A 20119-nucleotide genomic window follows, 5' to 3' on the forward strand; every position below is an offset into this window, starting at 1 on the left:
AGGGCGCCGGGAATGCTGGCCACCGCCAGACCGGCCACGGCGCCGAGCAGGGTCACCGGCCAGAGCACCTCAGCGCCCCTGCGCCAGCAGGCGCTCGACTTCGGCCAGGCGCTCGTGGGTGCCGACATCCACCCAGCGTCCGGCGTAGCGCTCGCCGCTCACCAGCCCCGCGGCCATGGCCCGACGCAGCAGCGGCGCCAGCTTGAAAGCGCCCGGCTGGCAGTCGGCGAACAGTGCCGGCGACAGCACGGCCAGACCGCTGTAGGTCAGGCCCGTACCCGCGCCGTCGAGCTCGCCCACCCGGCCGTCGGCGAGGCGAAAGTCGCCCTGGGCGTGGTGCGGCGGATTGTCCACCAGCACCAGGTGGGCCAGCCCCTGCAGCGGACGGCGCAACTCGGCGAAGGGGTAGTCGGTGAAGATATCGCCGTTGACCAGCACGAAGGGCTCATCGCCCAGCAAGGGCAGCGCCTGGAAGATACCGCCGCCGGTTTCCAGCGGCTCGCCCTCGGCGGAATAGGCGATGCGCAGGCCGAAGCGCGCGCCGTCGCCGACATGCTCCTCGATCTGCCGGCCGAGCCAGGCATGGTTGATCACCAGCTCGGCGAAGCCGGCGGCGGCCAGGGCGCGCAGGTGGTACTCGATCAACGGCACGCCGGCGACACGCACCAGCGGCTTCGGTGTATGCAGGGTCAGCGGGCGCAGGCGCTCGCCCTTGCCCGCGGCGAGAATCATGGCCTTCATGCGCGGGCGACCTCGGCCTGCGCCAGGCTGGCGAGCAGCGCGCCCAGCTCGGCCAGCTCTGGCCGGCGGGCCAGCACCGCCTCGATATAGGCGAAGAAGCGCGGCACGTCGCCGAGGTACCTGGGCTTGCCATCGCGGTGGCAGATGCGCGCGAAGATGCCGATCACCTTGAGATGGCGCTGCACGCCCATCAGGTCGCTGGCGCGCAGAAACTCGTCGAACGCGGGCTGCACCGGGATGCCGGCTGCCTGCGCCCGCTCCCAGTAGCCCTGCAGCCAGCCCCGCACGCGCGCCTCGGGCCAGCTGAGGAAGGCGTCCTTGAACAGGCAGGTGATGTCGTAGGTGACCGGCCCGTAGACGGCGTCCTGGAAATCCAGCACGCCGGGATTGGGCGCGCTCTGCATCAGGTTGCGCGGCATGAAGTCGCGGTGCACCAGCACCTTGGGCTGGGCCAGGGCGCTGTCGATCAGCAGGGCGCAGATGCGCTGCCAGGCCGCCTGCTGCTTCGCGTCGAACTCGTAGCCCAGATGGCGCTGCACGTACCACTCGGGAAACAGCTGCAGCTCGCGGCGCAGCAGCGCCTCGTCGTAATGCGGCAGATCGCCATCCAGCGGCAGGCGCTGCTGCAGCAGCAAGGCTTCGACAGCGTCGTCGAACAGGGTGTCGGCGTTGTGCTCGTCGATCACCTCCAGATAGGTCTGGTGGCCGAGATCGTCCAGGATCAGAAAGCCCTGCTCCAGATCGGCGGCCAGCACTTCGGGCACATGCACGCCAGCACGGGCCAACAGCGCGGCAATGCGCACGAAGGGCGCACAGTTCTCCTGCGGCGGCGGCGCGTCCATCAGGATCAGGCTGCGCTCGCCCGCCTGCCAGCGGAAATAGCGGCGAAAACTGGCGTCGCTGCTGGCGGGGGTCAGCTGCGCAGGCGGCACCCGGCCCCAGCCGCGAGCGGCGAACAGGGCGGGTAATTGCTGAGCGAGCCAGGTGTGCAGCTGTTGCAGACGTACATCGTGTTCAGGCATCAGGGGGTCTCCGACGGCGCTAGCCGTTGCGCGGGTCATGCTTTATTATCCAGCATCTTTTTCAGCCCATCGAGAGGCGTGCGGCCCCTGGGCCGATAGCGCGCAGGAAGCCCGGACTAACAAGATGGCAGTAAAATACCCCGCGTTCCGCAAGAAATTCCCGCTGCTGGTCACCGGCAGTCTTCTGGCCCTACAACCCGCCGTCAGCCTACAGGTTTTCGCCGCCGAGCAGTTCGACTGCCAGGTGTCGCCCAGCGGCGGTTGGGCCTGCGCGCCCAAGGCCCCTGCCGCCAGCCTGCCGCCCCGTCCTCAGCACAGCACCAGCGCCGTCAGCGCGAGCGACGCCAGCAGCGGCAAAGCCAGCGCCAAACAGGAAACCACCACCCTGGTCACCGAGAGCAAGGGCCGCGCCCTGGCCTCGCGCAGCGCCGACTACAGCCACCTCGACTGGGTGCCGCGCGACAAGCTGACCGCCGCCCAGCTGGCCGAAGCCGGCCCTTACTGCGCCGGCGCCTATGTCGAGCCGCTGCGCCCGGGCATGGACGACGATACGCCGCTGGACGAAGCGCCGATGTTCGTCTCGGCCAAGGCCTCGCGTTACGAGCAGGAAAAGCAGGTGGCGACCCTCGCCGGCGACGTGATCCTGCGCCAGTCCGGCATGCAGGTGGAGGCCGACGAGGCCAGCCTGCACCAGACCGAGAACCGTGGCGAGCTGATCGGCAACGTGCGTCTGCGCGACAAGGGCATGCTGGTGGTCGGCGACCGCGCCGAGCTGCAACTGGACAACGGCGAAGCCAAGATCGACAACGCCGAGTACGTGATGCACGAAGCCCACGTCCGCGGTAGCGCACTCTATGCCAAGCGCGAAGAGACCGCGATCATCCGCCTCAAGGACGGTACCTACACCCGCTGCGAGCCGGGCGACAACGCCTGGCACCTGAAGGGCAACAACGTCACCCTGAACCCGGCCACCGGCTTCGGCACCGCGACCAACGTGACGCTGCGGGTCAAGGACATCCCGGTGTTCTACACCCCCTACATCTATTTCCCGATCGACGACCGTCGCCAGTCCGGCTTCCTGCCGCCGAGCATGGGCACCTCGAGCGACAACGGCTTCTCGCTGCAGACGCCCTACTACTTCAACCTGGCGCCGAACTACGACGCCACGCTCTACCCGACCTACATGGCCAACCGCGGCCTGTTGATGGAGGGCGAGTTCCGCTACCTGACCGAGAGCAGCGAAGGCCAGATCGGCGCCGCCTACCTCGACGACAGCGAAGACGAGCGCAAGCTGCAGTCCGAGTACGAAGACCAGCGCTGGCTGTACAGCTGGCAGCACAAGCAGGGCCTGAACTCGCGCCTGCTGGCCGAGGTTGACTACACCGACATCAGCGACCCCTACTACTTCCAGGACCTGGATACCGACCTGGGTATCGACACGCCCACCTACGTCAACCAGCGCGGCAGCCTGACCTACCGCGGCGACAGCTACCGCGCGCAGCTCAACCTGCACGCCTACGAGCTGGCCAATATCACCGACGTCACGCCGTACGACCGCCTGCCGCAGCTCACCCTGGACGGCAAGCTGCCGTTCAATCCGGGCGGCCTGGACTTCACCTACGGCAGCGAATACGTGCGCTTCGACCGCGACCTGCGCTCGGGCAACTTCATCAACGAAGACGGCGTGGCCGAACAGACCTGGTACGACACCCGTATTCGCGGCCTGGCCCGCGCCAACGGCGAGCGCCTGCACCTGGAGCCGGGCGTCGCCCTGCCGCTGGACTGGACCTGGGGCTTCCTCAAGCCGCAGGTCAAGTACCGCCAGACCCACTACGACATCAGCCTGGATCAGCAGGGCAAGAACAGCCTGCTGGCCGAGCAGGAGTTCGACAGCACGCAGAACCGCGGCGTCGGCCTGTTCAGCGTCGACAGCGGCCTGTACTTCGACCGCAACACCCAGCTGTTCGGCAAGGACTTCCGCCAGACCCTGGAGCCGCGCGCCTTCTACCTCTACGTGCCGGAAGAAGACCAGACCGACATCCCGGTGTTCGACAGCGGCGAGCCGACCTTCAGCTACGCCTCGCTGTGGCGCGAGAACCGCTTCTCCGGCAAGGATCGCATCGGCGACGAGAACAAGCTGTCGCTGGGCGTGACCAGCCGCTGGATCGAGCCCAACGGCTTCGAGCGTCAGCGCTTCAGCATCGGCCAGGCCTTCTACTTCGAGGACCGCAAGGTGCAGCTGGCCGGTATCGACTACCGCACCCGCCCGGACGCCACCGCCGACGTCTCGCCCTATGCGCTGGAGTACCTGTACCGCTTCAACCGCGACTGGCGCGTGTCGTCGACCTTCAACTGGGACCCGGATACCCACCGCACCCGTTCGGGCAGCGCGATGTTCCACTACCAGCCGGAAGACAACCCGAACAAGGTGGTCAACCTCGGTTATCGCTACCGCAACGATACCGTGCGCTACGACCGCGACAGCGGCACCTGGACCACCAACCCGGACTACGGCAACCCGACCCTGGGCGACGGTTCGCCGAACCCGAACTACATCAAGAACTACTACAAGATCGACCAGCATGACTTCTCCGTCATCTGGCCGCTGGTTCCACAGTGGAGCCTGATCTCGCGCTGGCAGTACGACTACGGCCGCAACCGTACCCTGGAAGCCTTCGGCGGCTTCGAGTACGACAGCTGCTGCTGGAAGCTGCGCCTGATCAACCGCTACTGGATCGACTACGACGAAGTCAGCCTCAACCCGTCGCTCAACGACGAGGCCGACCGCGGCATCTTCCTGCAGATCGTCCTCAAGGGCCTCGGCGGCGTAGTGGGCAACAAGGTGGAAACTTTCCTCGACCAAGGCATTCAAGGTTACCGTGAACGTGAAGACCAAGCTTTCTGATTGCCTGCGCCCCCTGCTGTTGGGCGCAGCGCTGCTCGCGGCGACGGCCCAGGCCGATGTCCGCCCGCTGGACCGCGTGGTGGCCATCGTCGACAACGACGTGGTCATGCAGAGCCAGCTCGACGCCCGCCTGCGCGAGGTGCAGCAGACCATCGGCAAACGCGGCGGCGCCCTGCCGCCCGAGCACGTGCTCAGCCAGCAGGTGCTCGAGCGCCTGATCATCGAGAACATCCAGCTGCAGATCGGTGACCGCTCCGGCATCCGCATCACCGACGAGGAGCTGAACCAGGCCATGGGCACCATCGCCCAGCGTAACGGCATGAGCCTGGAGCAGTTCCGTCAGGCTCTGGCGCGCGACGGCCTGTCCTACGCCGACGCCCGCGACCAGGTGCGCCGCGAGATGATCATCAGCCGCGTGCGCCAGCGCCGGGTCGCCGAGCGTATCCAGGTCACCGACCAGGAAGTGCAGAACTTCCTCGCCTCCGACCTGGGCAAGATGCAGCTGTCGGAAGAGTTTCGCCTGGCCAACATCCTCATCCCGGTCTCCGAAGGCGCCTCCTCCAGCGAGATCCAGGCAGCCGACCGCCAGGCCCGCGAGCTGTACCAACAATTGCAACAGGGCGCCGACTTCGCCCAGCTGGCGATTTCCCGCTCGGCCAGCGAAACCGCGCTGGAAGGCGGCGAGATGGGCTGGCGCAAGGCCGGCCAGCTGCCGCCGCCGTTCGACTCGATGGTCAGCGCGCTGAGCCCGGGCGAAGTGACCGAGCCGCTGCGCACGCCGGGCGGTTTCATCATCCTCAAGCTGCTGGAAAAGCGCGGCGGCGACACCCAGGTGCGCGACGAAGTGCACGTGCGCCATATCCTGATCAAGCCCAGCGAGATTCGCAGCGCCGAGGAAACCCGCCGCCTGGTCGAACGCCTGTACCAGCGCATCGTCGCCGGCGAGGACTTCGCCGAGCTGGCCAAGAGCTACTCGGAAGACCCGGGCTCGGCGCTCAACGGCGGCGACCTCAACTGGATCGACCCCAACGCGCTGGTGCCGGAGTTCCGCCAGGTGATGAGCGAGACCGCCAGTGGCGAGCTGTCCCAGCCGTTCCAGACCCAGTTCGGCTGGCACGTGCTGCAGGTCATGGGCCGTCGCGCCACCGACAGCAGCGCGCAGTTCCGCGAGCAACAGGCGGCCAACCTGCTGCGCAACCGCAAGTACGACGAGGAACTGCAGGCCTGGTTGCGTCAGATCCGCGACGAAGCCTACGTCGAGACCAAGCTGTAACGGCGGTTTCGCACGCAAGAGCCCGGCCCCGCGCCGGGCTTTTTCGTTATCGGCCCAGGCAGCGTAAACTGGCGCCCCCGCGGCGCAACCGAGAATGCCCATGAGCGCACCCCGAGTCTTTGCCCTGACCCCCGGCGAACCGGCCGGCATCGGCCCCGACCTCTGCCTGCTGCTTGCCCGCCAGGCGCAACCCGAGGCGCTGGTGGCCATCGCCAGCCGCCAGCTGCTCGGCGAGCGCGCCGCCCAGCTCGGCCTGCACATCGCGCTGCTGGACGTCGCCCCGGGCCGCTGGCCGAGTGCCCCCGCGCCGGCCGGCAGCCTGTATGTCTGGGACACCCCGCTGGCCGCCCCGAGCCAAGCCGGCCGGCTCGATCCGGCCAACGCCGGCTACGTTCTGGAAACCCTCACCCGTGCCGGCCAGGGCTGCCTGGACGGCAGCTTCGCCGCGATGATCACCGCACCGGTGCACAAGGGCGTGATCAACGAAGCCGGTATCGCCTTCTCCGGCCACACCGAGTTTCTCGCCGAGCTGACCCACACGGAGCAGGTGGTGATGATGCTCGCCACCCGCGGCCTGCGCGTCGCCCTGGTCACCACCCACCTGCCGCTCAAGGACGTCGCCGCCGCCATCAGCGCCGAACGTCTGGAGCGTGTGACCCGCATCCTGCATGCCGATCTGCAGAGCAAGTTCGGCATCGCCGCACCGCGCATCCTGGTCTGCGGACTCAACCCCCATGCCGGCGAAGGCGGCCACCTCGGTCGCGAGGAAATCGAGATCATCGAGCCGACGCTGGAGCGCCTGCGCGGCGAAGGCATGACCCTGATCGGCCCGCTGCCGGCCGACACCCTGTTCACCCCCAAGTACCTGGAGCAGGCCGACGCGGTGCTGGCCATGTACCACGACCAGGGCCTGCCGGTGCTCAAGTTCAAGGGCTTCGGCGCGGCGCTCAACGTCACCCTGGGTCTGCCGATCATCCGCACCTCGGTGGATCACGGCACGGCGCTGGACCTTGCCGGCAGCGGCAATATCGATACCGGCAGCCTGCAGGTGGCCCTGGAAACCGCCTACCAGATGGCCGCCGCTACCAGCCGCAAGTAGACGGCAGCCCAGCCCGGATTGCATCCGGGCTACGGGTGTTGTCGCTTTTTGCCTTAAACTACCCGACTTCGTTTTTTCGCTTTGCGCTCTTGCTTGATGCTTGCAGCTTGAAGCCTGGAGCTGCCCTGCCATGTCCGAATACCAACACCGCGCGCGCAAGCGCTTCGGCCAGAACTTCCTGCACGATGCCGGCGTCATCGACCGCATCCTGCGCGCCATCCGCGCCAAGGAGGACGAGCGCCTGCTGGAGATCGGCCCGGGCCAGGGCGCGCTGACCGAGGGCCTGCTCGGCAGCGGTGCGCAGCTCGACGTGATCGAGCTGGACCTCGACCTGATCCCCATCCTGCAGAGCAAGTTCGGCGCCAACCCGCGCTTTCGCCTGAACCAGGGCGATGCGCTGAAGTTCGACTTCGCCCGCCTCGAGGCCGCCCCCGGCAGCCTGCGGGTGGTCGGCAACCTGCCGTACAACATCTCCACCCCGCTGATCTTCCACCTGCTGGACAACGCGGCGCTGATCCGCGACATGCACTTCATGCTGCAGAAAGAGGTGGTGGAGCGTCTGGCCGCCGGCCCCGGCGGCGGCGACTGGGGCCGCCTGTCGATCATGGTGCAGTACCACTGCCGGGTCGAACACCTGTTCAACGTCGGCCCCGGCGCCTTCAATCCGCCGCCCAAGGTCGACTCGGCCATCGTCCGCCTGGTACCGCACGCGGTGCTGCCGCATCCGGCCAAGGATCATCGCCTGCTCGAGCGGGTGGTGCGCGAAGCCTTCAACCAGCGGCGCAAGACCCTGCGCAATACCCTCAAGCAACTGCTGCCGGCCGAGGCCATCGAGGCCGCCGGCGTCGATGGCAGCCTGCGCCCGGAACAGTTGGACCTGGCCGCCTTCGTTCGCCTGGCCGATCAACTGGCGGCGCACCTGGCCGCCAGCCAGGGCTAAACTGCCATACGCCACACGGGTTACTCGCATGTCCGACCCTCGTTACCAGATCGACGTCAGCGTCACCACCCGCTACCTGGCCGCGCAGTCGCAGCCGGAGCTGGGCCGCTACGCCTTCTCCTACACGGTGACCATCCGCAACCAGGGCCAGCTGCCGGCCAAGCTGCTGTCGCGCCACTGGATCATCACCGACGGCGACGGCCGCGTGCAGGAAGTGCGCGGCGCCGGCGTGGTCGGCCAGCAGCCGCAGATCGCCCCGGGCGCCAGCCACACCTACAGCAGCGGCACGGTGATGACCACCCAGGTCGGCACCATGCAGGGCAGCTACCAGATGCTCGCCGAGGACGGCAAACGCTTCGACGCCGTCATCGCGCCGTTTCGCCTGGCCGTGCCCGGAGCCCTGCACTGATGGCGCTGTATGCCGTCGGCGACATCCAGGGCTGCCTGCGACCGCTGCAATGCCTGCTCGAGCGGGTGGCCTTCGACCCGGCGCAGGACCAGCTGTGGCTGGTCGGCGACCTGGTCAACCGCGGCCCGCAATCGCTGGAAACCCTGCGTTTTCTCTATTCCATCCGCCAGGCGGTGACCTGCGTGCTGGGCAATCACGACCTGCACCTGCTGGCCGTGGCGCACAACATCGAGCGGCTGAAGAAGGGCGACACCCTGCGCGAGATCCTCGACGCGCCGGACCGCGCCGACCTGCTCGACTGGCTGCGCCTGCAGAAGCTGGTGCACCACGATGCCGAGCGCCGGGTGACCCTGGTGCATGCCGGCATCCCGCCGCAGTGGAGCCTGACCAAGGCGCTGCGCCGCGCCGCCGAGGTCGAGGAGGCGCTGCGCGACGACGCCCGCCTGCCGCTGTTTCTCGACGGCATGTACGGCAACGAACCGGCCAAATGGCACAAGGACCTGCACGGCGTCACCCGCCTGCGGGTGATCACCAACTATTTCACCCGCATGCGCTTCTGCAAGGCCGACGGTACCCTGGACCTGAAGAGCAAGGAAGGCGTCGGCAGCGCCCCGCCCGGCTACGCCCCCTGGTTCAGCCACCCGCAGCGCAAGATGCGCGGCGAGACCATCATCTTCGGCCACTGGGCCGCCCTCGAAGGCAACTGCCAGGAGCCCGGCCTGTATGCGCTGGACACCGGCTGCGTGTGGGGCGGCGCGATGACCCTGCTCAACGTCGACAGCGGCGAACGCCACCGCTGCACCTGCCCCAAGGAGCACCCATGAGCGAATTCCAGCGTATCTCTCCCCAGCAGGCCCAGGCCCTGCGCCAGCAAGGCGCCGTGGTCGTGGATATCCGCGACCCGCAAAGCTTCGCCGCCGGACATATCCAGGGCTCGCGCCACCTGGACAACCACTCGCTGCACGACTTCATCCACAACGCCGACCTCGACGCGCCGCTGATCGTCTCCTGCTACCACGGCAACTCCAGCCAGGGCGCCGCCGCCTACCTGGTCGGCCAGGGTTTCAGCCAGGTCTACAGCCTCGACGGCGGTTTCGAGCTGTGGCGCGCCACCTACCCCGACGACACCGCGCAGAGTCCCGCAGAATAATTTTTATGGCCTGCCGTCCCTGGCGGCCACCCTTCCGGGCCGTCGCTGCGCTACGTTAAAAATGGCTCCCGGCCATTTTTTTCCGAGCCGGCAGGCCGCGCCTCCTCTGGCCTGCCGATGATTCCCGACGGACGGTAACATCTGGTTATCCTTGTCCCCGCCTTGACCCTCGCCAGAAAGAACTATCCTGTAGCTCAGGCCATCCAACTCAAGGTAGAGCCGGCCAACCGGCATCGGGCCATCGGTAACGACCTTTAGGTGTTCTGGGGGATTCTTCCCGGCCAAGTCCCAGGCCGGGGCTACCAAGCACCCGCACGACCGAACCCGAACCGGCTTTCAGCATCGAGCGAGGTGAAGTCATGAGTATTTTCAGCCACTTCCAACAACGTTTCGAAGCGACCCGCCAGGAGGAGTACTCGCTGCAGGAGTACCTCGAACTGTGCAAACAGGATCGCAGCGCCTACGCCACCGCGGCCGAGCGCCTGCTGATGGCCATCGGCGAGCCGGAGCTGCTCGACACCTCGACCAACTCGCGTCTGTCGCGCATCTTCTCCAACAAGGTGATCCGCCGTTACCCGGCCTTCGCCGACTTCCACGGCATGGAAGAGTGCATCGACCAGATCGTCTCCTACTTCCGCCATGCCGCGCAGGGCCTGGAAGAGAAGAAACAGATCCTCTACCTGCTCGGTCCGGTGGGCGGCGGCAAGTCGTCGCTGGCCGAGAAGCTCAAGCAACTGATGGAGAAGGTGCCCTTCTACGCCATCAAGGACTCGCCGGTGTTCGAGTCGCCGCTGGGGCTGTTCAACGCCGCCGAGGACGGCGCCATCCTCGAGGAGGACTACGGCATCCCGCGCCGCTACCTCAATTCGATCATGTCGCCCTGGGCCACCAAGCGCCTGCAGGAGTTCGGCGGCGACATCAGCCAGTTCCGCGTGGTCAAGCTCTACCCCTCGATCCTCAACCAGATCGCCGTGGCCAAGACCGAACCGGGCGACGAGAACAACCAGGACATCTCCGCGCTGGTCGGCAAGGTGGATATCCGCAAGCTCGAGGAATTCCCGCAGAACGACGCCGACGCCTACAGCTACTCGGGCGCGCTGTGCCGGGCCAACCAGGGCCTGATGGAATTCGTCGAGATGTTCAAGGCGCCGATCAAGGTGCTGCACCCGCTGCTCACCGCCACCCAGGAAGGCAACTACAACAGCACCGAAGGCCTCGGCGCGATTCCCTACAGCGGCATCCTGCTGGCCCACTCCAACGAATCCGAGTGGCACAGCTTCCGCAACAACAAGAACAACGAGGCCTTCATCGACCGCATCTACATCGTCAAGGTGCCTTACTGCCTGCGCGTCACCGACGAGGTCAAGATCTACGACAAGCTGCTGATCAACAGCTCGCTGGCCAAGGCCCACTGCGCCCCGGACACCCTGAAGATGCTCGCCCAGTTCAGCGTGCTGAGCCGACTCAAGGAGCCGGAGAATTCCAACATCTACTCGAAGATGCGCGTCTACGACGGCGAGAACCTCAAGGACACCGATCCCAAGGCCAAGTCGATCCAGGAATACCGCGACAGCGCCGGCGTCGACGAGGGCATGACCGGTCTGTCGACCCGCTTCGCCTTCAAGATCCTGTCCAAGGTGTTCAACTTCGACCCGCACGAGATCGCCGCCAACCCGGTACACCTGCTCTACGTACTGGAACAGCAGATCGAGCAGGAGCAGTTCCCCGCCGAAGTGCGCGAGCGCTACCTGCGCTATATCAAGGAATACCTGGCGCCGCGCTACATCGAGTTCATCGGCAAGGAGATCCAGACCGCCTACCTCGAGTCCTACAGCGAGTACGGACAGAACATCTTCGACCGCTACGTGCTGTACGCCGACTTCTGGATCCAGGACCAGGAGTACCGCGACCCGGAAACCGGCGAGATCCTCAACCGCGTGGCGCTCAACGAGGAGCTGGAGAAGATCGAGAAGCCGGCCGGCATCAGCAACCCGAAGGACTTCCGCAACGAGATCGTCAACTTCGTGCTGCGCGCCCGCGCCAACAACAACGGCAAGAACCCAACCTGGCTCAGCTACGAGAAGCTGCGCGTGGTCATCGAGAAGAAGATGTTCTCCAACACCGAGGACCTGCTCCCGGTCATCAGCTTCAACGCCAAGGGCAGCAAGGAGGAACAGCAGAAGCACAACGACTTCGTCAAACGCATGGTCGAGCGCGGCTACACCGAGAAGCAGGTGCGCCTGCTGTCGGAATGGTATCTGCGGGTACGCAAGTCGCAGTGATCCGCACCCGGCGCGCGCCGCGCGCCGGGCTATCCGCCGCACGCCCGTGGCCACGGGCGTGCTAGGGAGACGTCATGAGCTACGTGATCGACCGGCGCCTGAACGGCAAGAACAAGAGCACGGTAAACCGCCAGCGTTTCCTGCGGCGTTACCGCGAGCACATCAAGAAGGCGGTCGAGGAGGCCGTCAGCCGGCGTTCCATCACCGACATGGAGCACGGCGAGCAGATCAGCATTCCCGGCCGCGACATCGACGAGCCGGTGCTGCACCACGGCCGCGGCGGCAAGCAGACCATCGTTCACCCGGGCAACAAGGAGTTCACCGCCGGCGAACGCATCCCTCGCCCACAGGGCGGTGGCGGCGGGCGTGGCAGCGGCAAGGCGAGCAACTCCGGCGAGGGCATGGACGAGTTCGTGTTCCAGATCACCCAGGAGGAATTCCTCGACTTCATGTTCGAGGACCTGGAACTGCCCAACCTGGTCAAACGCCACCTGACCGGCAGCGACACCTTCAAGACCGTGCGCGCCGGCATCAGCAACGAGGGCAACCCCTCGCGCATCAATATCGTCCGCACCCTGCGCTCGGCCCATGCGCGGCGCATCGCCCTGTCCGGCTCCAGCCGCGCCAAGCTGCGCGAGGCCAAGGCCGAACTGGAGCGTCTGCGCCGGGAAGAGCCGGATAACTTCGGCGATATCCAGGAAATAGAGGCGGAAATCGAACGCTTGAGTGCACGCATCCACCGCGTGCCCTTCCTCGACACCTTCGACCTCAAGTACAACCTGCTGGTCAAGCAGCCCAACCCCAGCTCCAAGGCGGTGATGTTCTGCCTGATGGACGTCTCCGGCTCCATGACCCAGGCCACCAAGGACATCGCCAAGCGCTTCTTCATCCTCCTCTACCTGTTCCTCAAGCGGAACTACGACAAGATCGAGGTGGTGTTTATCCGCCACCACACCAGCGCCAAGGAGGTGGACGAGGAGGAGTTCTTCTACTCCCGCGAGACCGGCGGCACCATCGTCTCCAGTGCGCTCAAGCTGATGCAGGAGACCATGGCCGCGCGCTACCCGATCAACGAGTGGAACATCTACGCCGCCCAGGCCTCGGACGGCGACAACTGGAACGACGACTCGCCGGTATGCCGGGATATATTGATCAACCAGATCATGCCGTTCGTGCAGTACTTCACCTACGTCGAGATCACCCCGCGCGAACACCAGGCGCTGTGGTTCGAGTACGAGCAGGTGGCCGAGGCATTCGCCGACACCTTCGCCCAGCAGCAACTGGTGTCGGCGGCGGACATCTACCCGGTGTTCCGCGAGCTGTTCCAGCGCCGGCTCGCGACCTGAAGGAGGCGTGACATGAGTGCCAGCAGGAAGGAACGCAAGCCCATCTCCACCGGCTCGGAATGGACCTTCGAGCTGATCCGTCAGTACGACAAGGAAATCGCGCGCATCGCCGAGCGCTACGCGCTGGACACCTATCCCAACCAGATCGAGGTGATCACCGCCGAGCAGATGATGGACGCCTACGCCTCGGTGGGCATGCCGCTGGGCTACCACCACTGGTCCTACGGCAAGCACTTCCTGGCCACCGAGAAGGGCTACAAGCGCGGGCAGATGGGCCTGGCCTACGAGATCGTGATCAACTCCGACCCCTGCATCGCCTACCTGATGGAGGAGAACACCATCTGCATGCAGGCCCTGGTGATCGCCCACGCCTGCTACGGCCACAACAGCTTCTTCAAGGGCAACTACCTGTTCCGCACCTGGACCGATGCCAGCTCGATCATCGACTACCTGGTGTTCGCCAAGCAGTACATCATGCAGTGCGAGGAACGCCATGGCATCGACGCGGTGGAGGAGCTGCTCGACTCCTGCCACGCCCTGATGAACTACGGCGTCGACCGCTACAAGCGGCCCTACCCGATTTCCGCCGAGGAGGAGCGCAAGCGCCAGAAAGACCGCGAGGAGCACCTGCAGAAGCAGATCAACGACCTCTGGCGCACCATCCCCAAGAGCGCCGGCAAGCACAGCGACCAGGACAACAAGCGCTTCCCCGCCGAGCCGCAGGAAAACATCCTGTACTTCCTGGAAAAGCACGCGCCGCTGCTGGAACCCTGGCAGCGCGAGGTGATCCGCATCGTGCGCAAGATCGCCCAGTACTTCTATCCGCAACGCCAGACCCAGGTGATGAACGAGGGCTGGGCCACCTTCTGGCACTACACCCTGATGAACGACCTGTACGACGAGGGCCTGGTCACCGACGGTTTCATGATGGAATTCCTCCAGTCGCACACCAGCGTGGTCTACCAGCCGCCGTTCGACAGCCCCTACTACAGCGGCATCAACCCCTACGCCCTGGGTTTCGCCATGTACCGAGACATCCGCCGCATCTGCGAGGAGCCCACCGAGGAGGACAAGCACTGGTTCCCCGACATCGCCGGCAGCGACTGGCTGACCACCCTCAAGTTCGCCATGGCCAGCTTCAAGGACGAAAGCTTCATCCTGCAGTTCCTCTCGCCCAAGGTGATCCGCGACTTCAAGCTGTTCGGCATCCTCGACGACGACCAGAAGGACGAACTGCTGGTGCCGGCGATCCACGACGAGCCCGGCTACCGCACCATCCGCGAGCTGCTCGCGGCGCAGTACAACCTGGGCAACCGCGAGCCCAACGTGCAGATCTGGAGCATCGACCGCCGCGGAGACCGCTCGCTGACCCTGCGCCACCAGCAGCACGACCGCAAGCCGCTGGGCGACTCCACCGAGGAAGTGCTCAAGCACCTGCACCGCCTGTGGGGTTTCGACATCCACCTGGAGGTGTGCCAGGGCGACCAGTTGATCACCACCCAGCACGTGCCGCCGCGCGGCGAGGCGGAGGGCGACGGCGACTACCCGCGCCTCGACCTGATCATTCCACCCATTTGATCGGTTGCCGGGCATGCGCCGCGCACTCAGCATCGGCGGCAGACTCCGCGAGACGCCGTGCATGCGTGTATTTCTGGTATTGCTGCTGTGCCTGGGGCTGGCCACCTGCGCCAGCCATATCCCCCAGGCGCAGATCCTCAGCCCCGCCGACGCCTCGCTGGCCGGGCGCCACAGCTTCGAGCTGATCGACCCGCAGCACAGCCTGGCCGGCGAGCCGCCCTTCCCCGAGCGCTACCGCCAGCTGCCGCAGCTGCTGCGCCATGGCCTGTCGTCCCGCGGCTACCACGAGAGCCAGCAGCCACAGCTGCGCCTGTACTACTGGCTGGCGGTACAGGACGGTCCGCTGACCTTCAGGGTCGACGTGCCGCCGCCCAACGCCCTCGGCCCCTACCAGGCGATCCATCGCCTGCGCGACGAAACCGGCACGCTGCGCCTGCGCCTCACCGACCTGGACCAGCGCGTGCTGTGGGAAGGGCTGATCAGCACCGGTCTGAGCCCGGCGCGCGACAGCGCCGAACTGCTGGAACGCGCCGCCCAGGTCCTGATCGACCAGATTCCCCAGGCCACGCCGTAGCCCGGAGGCAATCCTGGCCGCGTAATCCCCGGAGTGCATCCGGGCTACCCCGCGCAGCCGGCCAGCCGCTATCCTCCGCACTCAGCGGAGGAACAACGATGCAGATCTACAAAGTCGGCGGCGCCGTGCGCGACCGCCTGCTCGGCCGCCCCGTCGAGGAAATCGACTGGGTGGTGGTGGGCGCCAGCGCCGAACAGATGCTCGCGCTGGGCTATCGGCCGGTGGGCGCCGACTTCCCGGTATTCCTGCATCCAGACAGCGGCGAGGAATATGCCCTGGCCCGCACCGAGCGCAAGAGCGGGCGCGGCTACGGCGGCTTCGTGTTCCACGCCAGCCCCGAGGTCACCCTGGAGCAAGACCTGATCCGCCGCGACCTGACCGTCAATGCCATGGCCGAGGACGACCAGGGCAGGCTGATCGACCCCTATGGCGGCCAGCGCGACCTGCAGGCGCGCGTGCTGCGCCACGTTTCCCCGGCCTTTGCCGAAGACCCGCTGCGCGTGCTGCGCGTCGCCCGCTTCGCTGCCCGCTATGCGCCGCTGGGCTTCAGCGTGGCGGCGGAAACCCTGGCGCTGATGCGCCAGCTGGCCGAGTCCGGCGAACTGGCCCACCTCACCGCGGAGCGCAGCTGGAAGGAAATCTCCCGTGCACTGCTGGAGCCGCGCCCGGACGTGTTCGTCCAGGTGCTGCGCGACTGCGGCGCCCTGGCCGCCCTGCTGCCGGAGGTCGACGCGCTGTTCGGCGTGCCGCAGCCGGCCGCTCATCACCCGGAGATCGACACCGGCGTGCATGTGCTGAGCGTGCTGCGCCAGTGCGCCGAACACGAGCAGCCGCTGACGGTGCGCTGGGCCTGCCTGCTGCACGACGTCGGCAAGGGGCTGACACCCGAGACTGAGTGGCCGCGGCATATCGCCCACGAGCCCAAGGGCCTGCGCCTGATCCAGGCCATCAACCAACGCTGCAAGGCGCCGCGCGACTGCGCCGAGCTGGCGCTGCTGGTCGGCGAATTCCACACCCACGGCCATCGCGCGCTGGAACTCAAGCCCTCGACCCTGCTGGAACTGCTGCAACGCTTCGACGTATTCCGCCGCCCGCAACGTTTCGCCGAGTTCGTCGCCGCCTGCGAGATGGACGCCCGTGGCCGCCTGGGGCTGGAGCAACGCGAGTACCCGCAGGCCGCCTACCTGCTCGGCGCCGCCGAGACGGCGCGCCAGGTAGCGGTCAAACCGCTGCTGGAAAAGGGTTTGAAGGGCGCGGAGCTGGGCGAGGCGCTGGCTCGCGAACGCCTGCGGGCGCTCAAGGCCTACAAGGATCAGCAGGCGCAGTAGCCCGGATGCAATCCGGGACGGTTCCGGGGTCGAGCCCCGGATTGCAGCCGGGCTACGAAGAGCGCGTCCGCAACAGCGCCGCGGGCGTCAGCTCGACGCCGCGCCACTGGAAAGCAGCCGGCCACAGTTGCTGATCGATTTGCGCCGACGCCCACAACTCGGCGAACGAACGTCCATCCACCGGGTGCTGCAACTGCGGCGCCAACAGTGCCAGCGGCCAGAGCACGAAGGCGTTCTTGAGGATTTCCGCGCGCGGCAGCACCAGCCCGTTGAAGTTGCCGACCTGCTCGCCATACAGCAGCACGTCGATGTCCAGCGGCAGGCCCTTGCGCTCCGGCGCGTAGCGGCCATTGTCGGCCTCGATGAACTTGAGCCGGCGATCCAGCTCCAGCAGTGGCAGCTCGGTCTGCCCGGTCACCACCAGATTGAAGAAGTTGCCGCTCTTGATGCCCACCGCATGGCTCTCGAATACCGGCGAGCAGCGCATGTCGCCGAGCAGGCCGGCCAGCGCATCGAGCCCGGCGCCAAGGTGAGCCTCGCGCTCGATATTGCTGCCGAGGCCGAGGTAGACCCGAGTCAGAGGCATCCGCGCTCGATCTCCACGCCCACGCCGCCGCGCGCGGCCGGTACTGCCCCGGGCTTGGTCAGCTTGAGGCGCATCCAGGGGATGTGGAACTCCTCCATCAGGGTCTGCACCAGGCGCTCGGCGAAGGTTTCCACCAGGATGAACTGCGACGCCTCGGCGAAGGCCTGCACCCGCGCGGCGACGCTGGCGTAGTCGAGCGCCTGGGCGAGGTCGTCACCGGCCGCGGCCGGACGGTTGTCCCAGCCCATCTGCAGGTCGAGACGCAGGCACTGGCGAATCTCGCGCTCCCAGTCGTAGGCGCCGATCACCGTATCGACCTCCAGGCCCTCGATAAATACTCTGTCCACCCGCACTCTCCGCGCCACGACAAGGGCGCCGCACCTCGTTAGAATCGGGCCACCCCATGCCCTGGAATGGCCACCATGTTCTGGCTCCTGGCGATCCTCGCCTACCTGCTCGGCTCGCTGTCCTTCGCCATCCTGCTCAGCCGCCTGGCCGGCGGCCCGGACCCACGCGCCAGCGGCTCGGGCAACCCCGGCGCCACCAACATGTTGCGCGTGGCCGGCAAGAAACTCGCCGTACTGACCCTGCTCGGCGACCTGCTCAAGGGCCTGCTGCCGATCCTGATCGCCAAACTGTTCGGCCTCGACCTGCAGCAACAGGCCTGGATCGGCCTGGCCGCGGTGCTCGGCCATCTCTACCCGCTGTACTTCCGCTTCCGCGGCGGCAAGGGCGTGGCCACCGCCGCCGGCATGCTGCTGGGCCTCTACCCGCCGGCCGCGCTGCTGGCCATCGGCGCCTGGCTGCTGGTGTTCGTGCTGACCCGCACCAGCTCGCTGGCCGCGCTGATCGCCACGCCGCTGACCCTGCCGCTGCTGGCCTGGCAGCAACCGGCGGCGCTGCTGCCGGTCTGCGTACTGACCGGGCTGATCGTCTGGCGCCACCGCGGCAACCTGCGCGATCTGTTCGCCGGCCGCGAGCGCCGCTTTTAAAGCGCCGGCAACGACTCCATCGGCCAACGCGCCTGCACCTTGATCGCCAGATCCTCGTGCTGCCCGGCCAGCAGCCGCTGGCAGCCGGCGTAGGCGATCATCGCGCCGTTGTCGGTGCAGAAACGCGGCCGGGCGTAGAACACCTTGCCCTTCAGCTCGCCCAGCATGCGTTCCAGATGTTCGCGCAGGGCCTTGTTGGCACTCACCCCGCCGGCGATCACCAGGCTGTTCAGCCCGGTCTGCTTGAGCGCGCGCTTGCACTTGATGGTGAGAGTCTCGACCACCGCCTGCTGGAAGGCCAGGGCGATGTCGCGGCGGGCTTGGTCGAGGTCGTCATCGCCGTCGCGGCACTGCTGCCAGGTGTTCAGGGCGAAGGTCTTCAGCCCGCTGAAACTGAAATCCAGGCCAGGGCGGTCGGTCATCGGCCGCGGGAAGACGAAACGCCCCGGCGTGCCCTGCTCGGCCAGCCGGGCGATCTCCGGGCCGCCGGGGTAATTCAGCCCCATCAGCTTGGCGGTCTTGTCGAAAGCCTCGCCGGCGGCGTCGTCCAGCGACTCGCCGAGCAGCTGGTACTGGCCGATGCCATCGACCCGCACCAGCTGGGTATGGCCGCCGGACACCAGCAGGGCGACGAAGGGAAAGGCCGGCGGCTGCTCTTCCAGCATCGGCGCCAGCAGGTGACCTTCCATATGATGCACGCCGACGGCCGGCACGCCCCAGGCAAAGGCCAGGGCCTGGGCACAGGAGGCGCCCACCAGCAGCGCGCCGACCAGGCCGGGGCCGGCGGTGTAGGCCAACGCATCGATATCGGCCGGCTCGCGCCCGGCCTCCTCCAGCACCTGGCGGATCAGCGGCAGCATGCGCTTGACGTGGTCGCGCGAGGCCAATTCCGGCACCACGCCGCCATAGATGCGGTGCAGGTCGATCTGACTGAACAGCGCGTCGGCCAGCAGGCCGCGCTCGCTGTCATAGAGCGCGACGCCGGTTTCATCGCAGGAGGTTTCCAATCCCAGTACGAGCATGGAGCTTGAGCCTTGATTTGCCGCGGGGAACAAAGGCGCGCATGATAAGCGCCGCTCGGCGGAGCGGCTACTGCTTTTCGACCTAAGGCCTTTGCATTCCGCACGGCGAGGCGGTAACATCCGCAACCCTTAAAAACCGACGCAACCCGAGCCAATTTGCCGGGAACGCGTTCACCCCGGTAATTAATGAAGGTACGACCTGGATGCCAGCCGTCAAAGTTAAAGAGAACGAACCCTTCGACGTAGCCCTGCGTCGTTTCAAGCGCTCCTGCGAAAAGGCCGGTGTACTGGCCGAAGTTCGTAGCCGCGAATTCTACGAAAAGCCGACCTCCGAGCGTAAGCGCAAGGCTGCTGCCGCTGTTAAGCGTCACGCCAAGAAAGTGCAGCGCGAGCAGCGTCGCAGCGTCCGCCTGTACTAATCAGTACGCGCAACGCCCGAATGCCCGGCCTAGGCCGGGTATTGCATTTCAGGAAACTCCGCCTCGCCGTTCGGCGAATGAGCGGAGTTTTCTGCTTTCTGCCCGAGACTGTCCAGCCCCGCGCCACGACAGTATGCTGAGCACCCTATGGCCGGCCTGATTCCGCAATCCTTCATCGATGACCTGCTCAACCGCACCGACATCGTCGATGTGGTGAGTTCGCGCATCCAGCTGAAGAAGACCGGCAAGAACTACAGCGCCTGCTGCCCCTTCCACAAGGAAAAGACCCCCTCCTTCACCGTCAGCCCGGACAAGCAGTTCTACTACTGCTTCGGCTGCGGCGCCGGCGGCAACGCCCTCGGCTTCGTCATGGACCACGATCAGCTGGAGTTTCCCCAGGCGATCGAGGAACTGGCCAAGCGCGCCGGCATGGACGTGCCGCGCGAGGAAGGC

General features: G+C 66.6%; 20 protein-coding genes. 15 read left to right on the plus strand and 5 right to left on the minus strand.

From position 1 onward, the window contains the following. Positions 1-69: 69 nt before the first annotated feature. Positions 70-741, minus strand: a complete 672-nt coding sequence (gene murU, locus N878_RS16860; protein ID WP_021444776.1) for an N-acetylmuramate alpha-1-phosphate uridylyltransferase MurU — start codon at positions 739-741, stop codon at positions 70-72. Next, positions 738-1763: an aminoglycoside phosphotransferase family protein gene (locus N878_RS16865; RefSeq protein ID WP_021444777.1), complete on the minus strand. Its 1026-nt coding sequence runs from the start codon at positions 1761-1763 to the stop codon at positions 738-740. Before N878_RS16865 ends, murU begins: the two co-directional genes overlap by 4 nt. A gap of 124 nt (positions 1764-1887) precedes the next feature. Between N878_RS16865 and N878_RS16870 the strand changes: the two genes are divergently transcribed. The 12 genes from N878_RS16870 (at position 1888) to N878_RS16925 (ending at position 16647) form a co-directional block, all read left to right on the plus strand. Further along, positions 1888-4668 carry an LPS-assembly protein LptD gene (locus N878_RS16870; protein ID WP_021444778.1) on the plus strand — a complete coding sequence of 927 codons (2781 nt, stop codon included), beginning with the start codon at positions 1888-1890 and terminating at the stop codon, positions 4666-4668. Then, a complete protein-coding gene (locus N878_RS16875) occupies positions 4649-5941 on the plus strand; it encodes a peptidylprolyl isomerase (protein WP_031303341.1) in 1293 nt (430 codons plus the stop codon). Before N878_RS16870 ends, N878_RS16875 begins: the two co-directional genes overlap by 20 nt. A gap of 100 nt (positions 5942-6041) precedes the next feature. Beyond that, positions 6042-7040 (plus strand): 4-hydroxythreonine-4-phosphate dehydrogenase PdxA, encoded by a 999-nt coding sequence (gene pdxA / locus N878_RS16880; protein WP_021444780.1) that lies wholly within the window; start codon positions 6042-6044, stop codon positions 7038-7040. Positions 7041-7170: 130 nt separating this feature from the next. Beyond that, positions 7171-7980 carry a 16S rRNA (adenine(1518)-N(6)/adenine(1519)-N(6))-dimethyltransferase RsmA gene (rsmA, locus tag N878_RS16885; RefSeq protein WP_021444781.1) on the plus strand — a complete coding sequence of 270 codons (810 nt, stop codon included), beginning with the start codon at positions 7171-7173 and terminating at the stop codon, positions 7978-7980. A gap of 28 nt (positions 7981-8008) precedes the next feature. Then, a complete protein-coding gene (gene apaG / locus N878_RS16890; RefSeq protein ID WP_021444782.1) occupies positions 8009-8389 on the plus strand; it encodes a Co2+/Mg2+ efflux protein ApaG in 381 nt (126 codons plus the stop codon). Next, on the plus strand, positions 8389-9213 hold the full coding sequence (locus N878_RS16895) for a symmetrical bis(5'-nucleosyl)-tetraphosphatase (RefSeq protein WP_021444783.1): 825 nt from the start codon (positions 8389-8391) through the stop codon (positions 9211-9213). Before apaG ends, N878_RS16895 begins: the two co-directional genes overlap by 1 nt. Then, a complete protein-coding gene (gene glpE / locus N878_RS16900; protein WP_021444784.1) occupies positions 9210-9539 on the plus strand; it encodes a thiosulfate sulfurtransferase GlpE in 330 nt (109 codons plus the stop codon). Before N878_RS16895 ends, glpE begins: the two co-directional genes overlap by 4 nt. Positions 9540-9898: 359 nt before the next feature. After that, positions 9899-11821: a PrkA family serine protein kinase gene (locus N878_RS16905; RefSeq protein WP_021444785.1), complete on the plus strand. Its 1923-nt coding sequence runs from the start codon at positions 9899-9901 to the stop codon at positions 11819-11821. A 74-nt stretch (positions 11822-11895) separates the two neighbouring features. Continuing rightward, complete coding sequence (locus N878_RS16910; RefSeq protein WP_021444786.1) at positions 11896-13167, plus strand: YeaH/YhbH family protein; 1272 nt, start codon at positions 11896-11898, stop codon at positions 13165-13167. Between the two features lie 12 nt (positions 13168-13179). Then, positions 13180-14745 (plus strand): SpoVR family protein, encoded by a 1566-nt coding sequence (locus N878_RS16915; RefSeq protein WP_021444787.1) that lies wholly within the window; start codon positions 13180-13182, stop codon positions 14743-14745. A 61-nt stretch (positions 14746-14806) separates the two neighbouring features. After that, a complete protein-coding gene (locus N878_RS16920; protein WP_021444788.1) occupies positions 14807-15319 on the plus strand; it encodes a DUF4136 domain-containing protein in 513 nt (170 codons plus the stop codon). Positions 15320-15417: 98 nt separating this feature from the next. Beyond that, positions 15418-16647 (plus strand): multifunctional CCA addition/repair protein, encoded by a 1230-nt coding sequence (locus tag N878_RS16925; protein ID WP_021444789.1) that lies wholly within the window; start codon positions 15418-15420, stop codon positions 16645-16647. 52 nt (positions 16648-16699) lie between these two features. Here the strand turns inward: N878_RS16925 and folK are convergent, their stop codons facing one another. Together folK and folB are read right to left on the minus strand one after the other, a co-directional pair. Continuing rightward, positions 16700-17233: a 2-amino-4-hydroxy-6-hydroxymethyldihydropteridine diphosphokinase gene (gene folK, locus N878_RS16930; RefSeq protein ID WP_021444790.1), complete on the minus strand. Its 534-nt coding sequence runs from the start codon at positions 17231-17233 to the stop codon at positions 16700-16702. Continuing rightward, positions 17224-17580: a dihydroneopterin aldolase gene (gene folB / locus N878_RS16935; RefSeq protein ID WP_021444791.1), complete on the minus strand. Its 357-nt coding sequence runs from the start codon at positions 17578-17580 to the stop codon at positions 17224-17226. Before folB ends, folK begins: the two co-directional genes overlap by 10 nt. A 75-nt stretch (positions 17581-17655) precedes the next feature. Between folB and plsY the strand changes: the two genes are divergently transcribed. Beyond that, entirely contained in the window at positions 17656-18225 is a 570-nt protein-coding gene (plsY, locus tag N878_RS16940) for a glycerol-3-phosphate 1-O-acyltransferase PlsY (protein ID WP_021444792.1), read from the plus strand. Here the strand turns inward: plsY and tsaD are convergent. After that, the gene (gene tsaD, locus N878_RS16945; RefSeq protein ID WP_021444793.1) at positions 18222-19247 is read right to left on the minus strand and encodes a tRNA (adenosine(37)-N6)-threonylcarbamoyltransferase complex transferase subunit TsaD; all 1026 of its coding nucleotides are present in this window, start codon (positions 19245-19247) and stop codon (positions 18222-18224) included. The two genes, plsY and tsaD, sit on opposite strands and share 4 nt — an antisense overlap. A 203-nt stretch (positions 19248-19450) precedes the next feature. On the opposite strand from tsaD, the gene rpsU reads away from it, so the two are divergent. Continuing rightward, positions 19451-19666 carry a 30S ribosomal protein S21 gene (rpsU, locus tag N878_RS16950; RefSeq protein ID WP_003296736.1) on the plus strand — a complete coding sequence of 72 codons (216 nt, stop codon included), beginning with the start codon at positions 19451-19453 and terminating at the stop codon, positions 19664-19666. Between the two features lie 147 nt (positions 19667-19813). Then, on the plus strand, positions 19814-20119 hold a 306-nt coding region (locus N878_RS16955), incomplete at its 3' end, for a CHC2 zinc finger domain-containing protein (RefSeq protein WP_036988107.1).

This window comes from Pseudomonas sp. EGD-AK9, assembly GCF_000465935.2.
In the GTDB taxonomy this organism is placed as follows: Bacteria; Pseudomonadota; Gammaproteobacteria; order Pseudomonadales; family Pseudomonadaceae; genus Aquipseudomonas.

Excerpts from the sequence above, each read along its gene's own strand:
- N878_RS16915 (WP_021444787.1), top strand. The coding sequence starts at position 13,180 with ATGAGTGCCAGCAGGAAGGAACGCAAGCCCATCTCCACCGGCTCGGAA.
- murU (WP_021444776.1), bottom strand. The coding sequence starts at position 741 with ATGAAGGCCATGATTCTCGCCGCGGGCAAGGGCGAGCGCCTGCGCCCG.
- N878_RS16910 (WP_021444786.1), top strand. The coding sequence starts at position 11,896 with ATGAGCTACGTGATCGACCGGCGCCTGAACGGCAAGAACAAGAGCACG.
- plsY (WP_021444792.1), top strand. The coding sequence starts at position 17,656 with ATGTTCTGGCTCCTGGCGATCCTCGCCTACCTGCTCGGCTCGCTGTCC.
- N878_RS16920 (WP_021444788.1), top strand. The coding sequence starts at position 14,807 with ATGCGTGTATTTCTGGTATTGCTGCTGTGCCTGGGGCTGGCCACCTGC.
- N878_RS16870 (WP_021444778.1), top strand. The coding sequence starts at position 1,888 with ATGGCAGTAAAATACCCCGCGTTCCGCAAGAAATTCCCGCTGCTGGTC.
- N878_RS16905 (WP_021444785.1), top strand. The coding sequence starts at position 9,899 with ATGAGTATTTTCAGCCACTTCCAACAACGTTTCGAAGCGACCCGCCAG.
- rpsU (WP_003296736.1), top strand. The coding sequence starts at position 19,451 with ATGCCAGCCGTCAAAGTTAAAGAGAACGAACCCTTCGACGTAGCCCTG.
- apaG (WP_021444782.1), top strand. The coding sequence starts at position 8,009 with ATGTCCGACCCTCGTTACCAGATCGACGTCAGCGTCACCACCCGCTAC.
- pdxA (WP_021444780.1), top strand. The coding sequence starts at position 6,042 with ATGAGCGCACCCCGAGTCTTTGCCCTGACCCCCGGCGAACCGGCCGGC.
- tsaD (WP_021444793.1), bottom strand. The coding sequence starts at position 19,247 with ATGCTCGTACTGGGATTGGAAACCTCCTGCGATGAAACCGGCGTCGCG.
- rsmA (WP_021444781.1), top strand. The coding sequence starts at position 7,171 with ATGTCCGAATACCAACACCGCGCGCGCAAGCGCTTCGGCCAGAACTTC.
- glpE (WP_021444784.1), top strand. The coding sequence starts at position 9,210 with ATGAGCGAATTCCAGCGTATCTCTCCCCAGCAGGCCCAGGCCCTGCGC.
- N878_RS16895 (WP_021444783.1), top strand. The coding sequence starts at position 8,389 with ATGGCGCTGTATGCCGTCGGCGACATCCAGGGCTGCCTGCGACCGCTG.
- N878_RS16865 (WP_021444777.1), bottom strand. The coding sequence starts at position 1,763 with ATGCCTGAACACGATGTACGTCTGCAACAGCTGCACACCTGGCTCGCT.
- folK (WP_021444790.1), bottom strand. The coding sequence starts at position 17,233 with ATGCCTCTGACTCGGGTCTACCTCGGCCTCGGCAGCAATATCGAGCGC.
- N878_RS16925 (WP_021444789.1), top strand. The coding sequence starts at position 15,418 with ATGCAGATCTACAAAGTCGGCGGCGCCGTGCGCGACCGCCTGCTCGGC.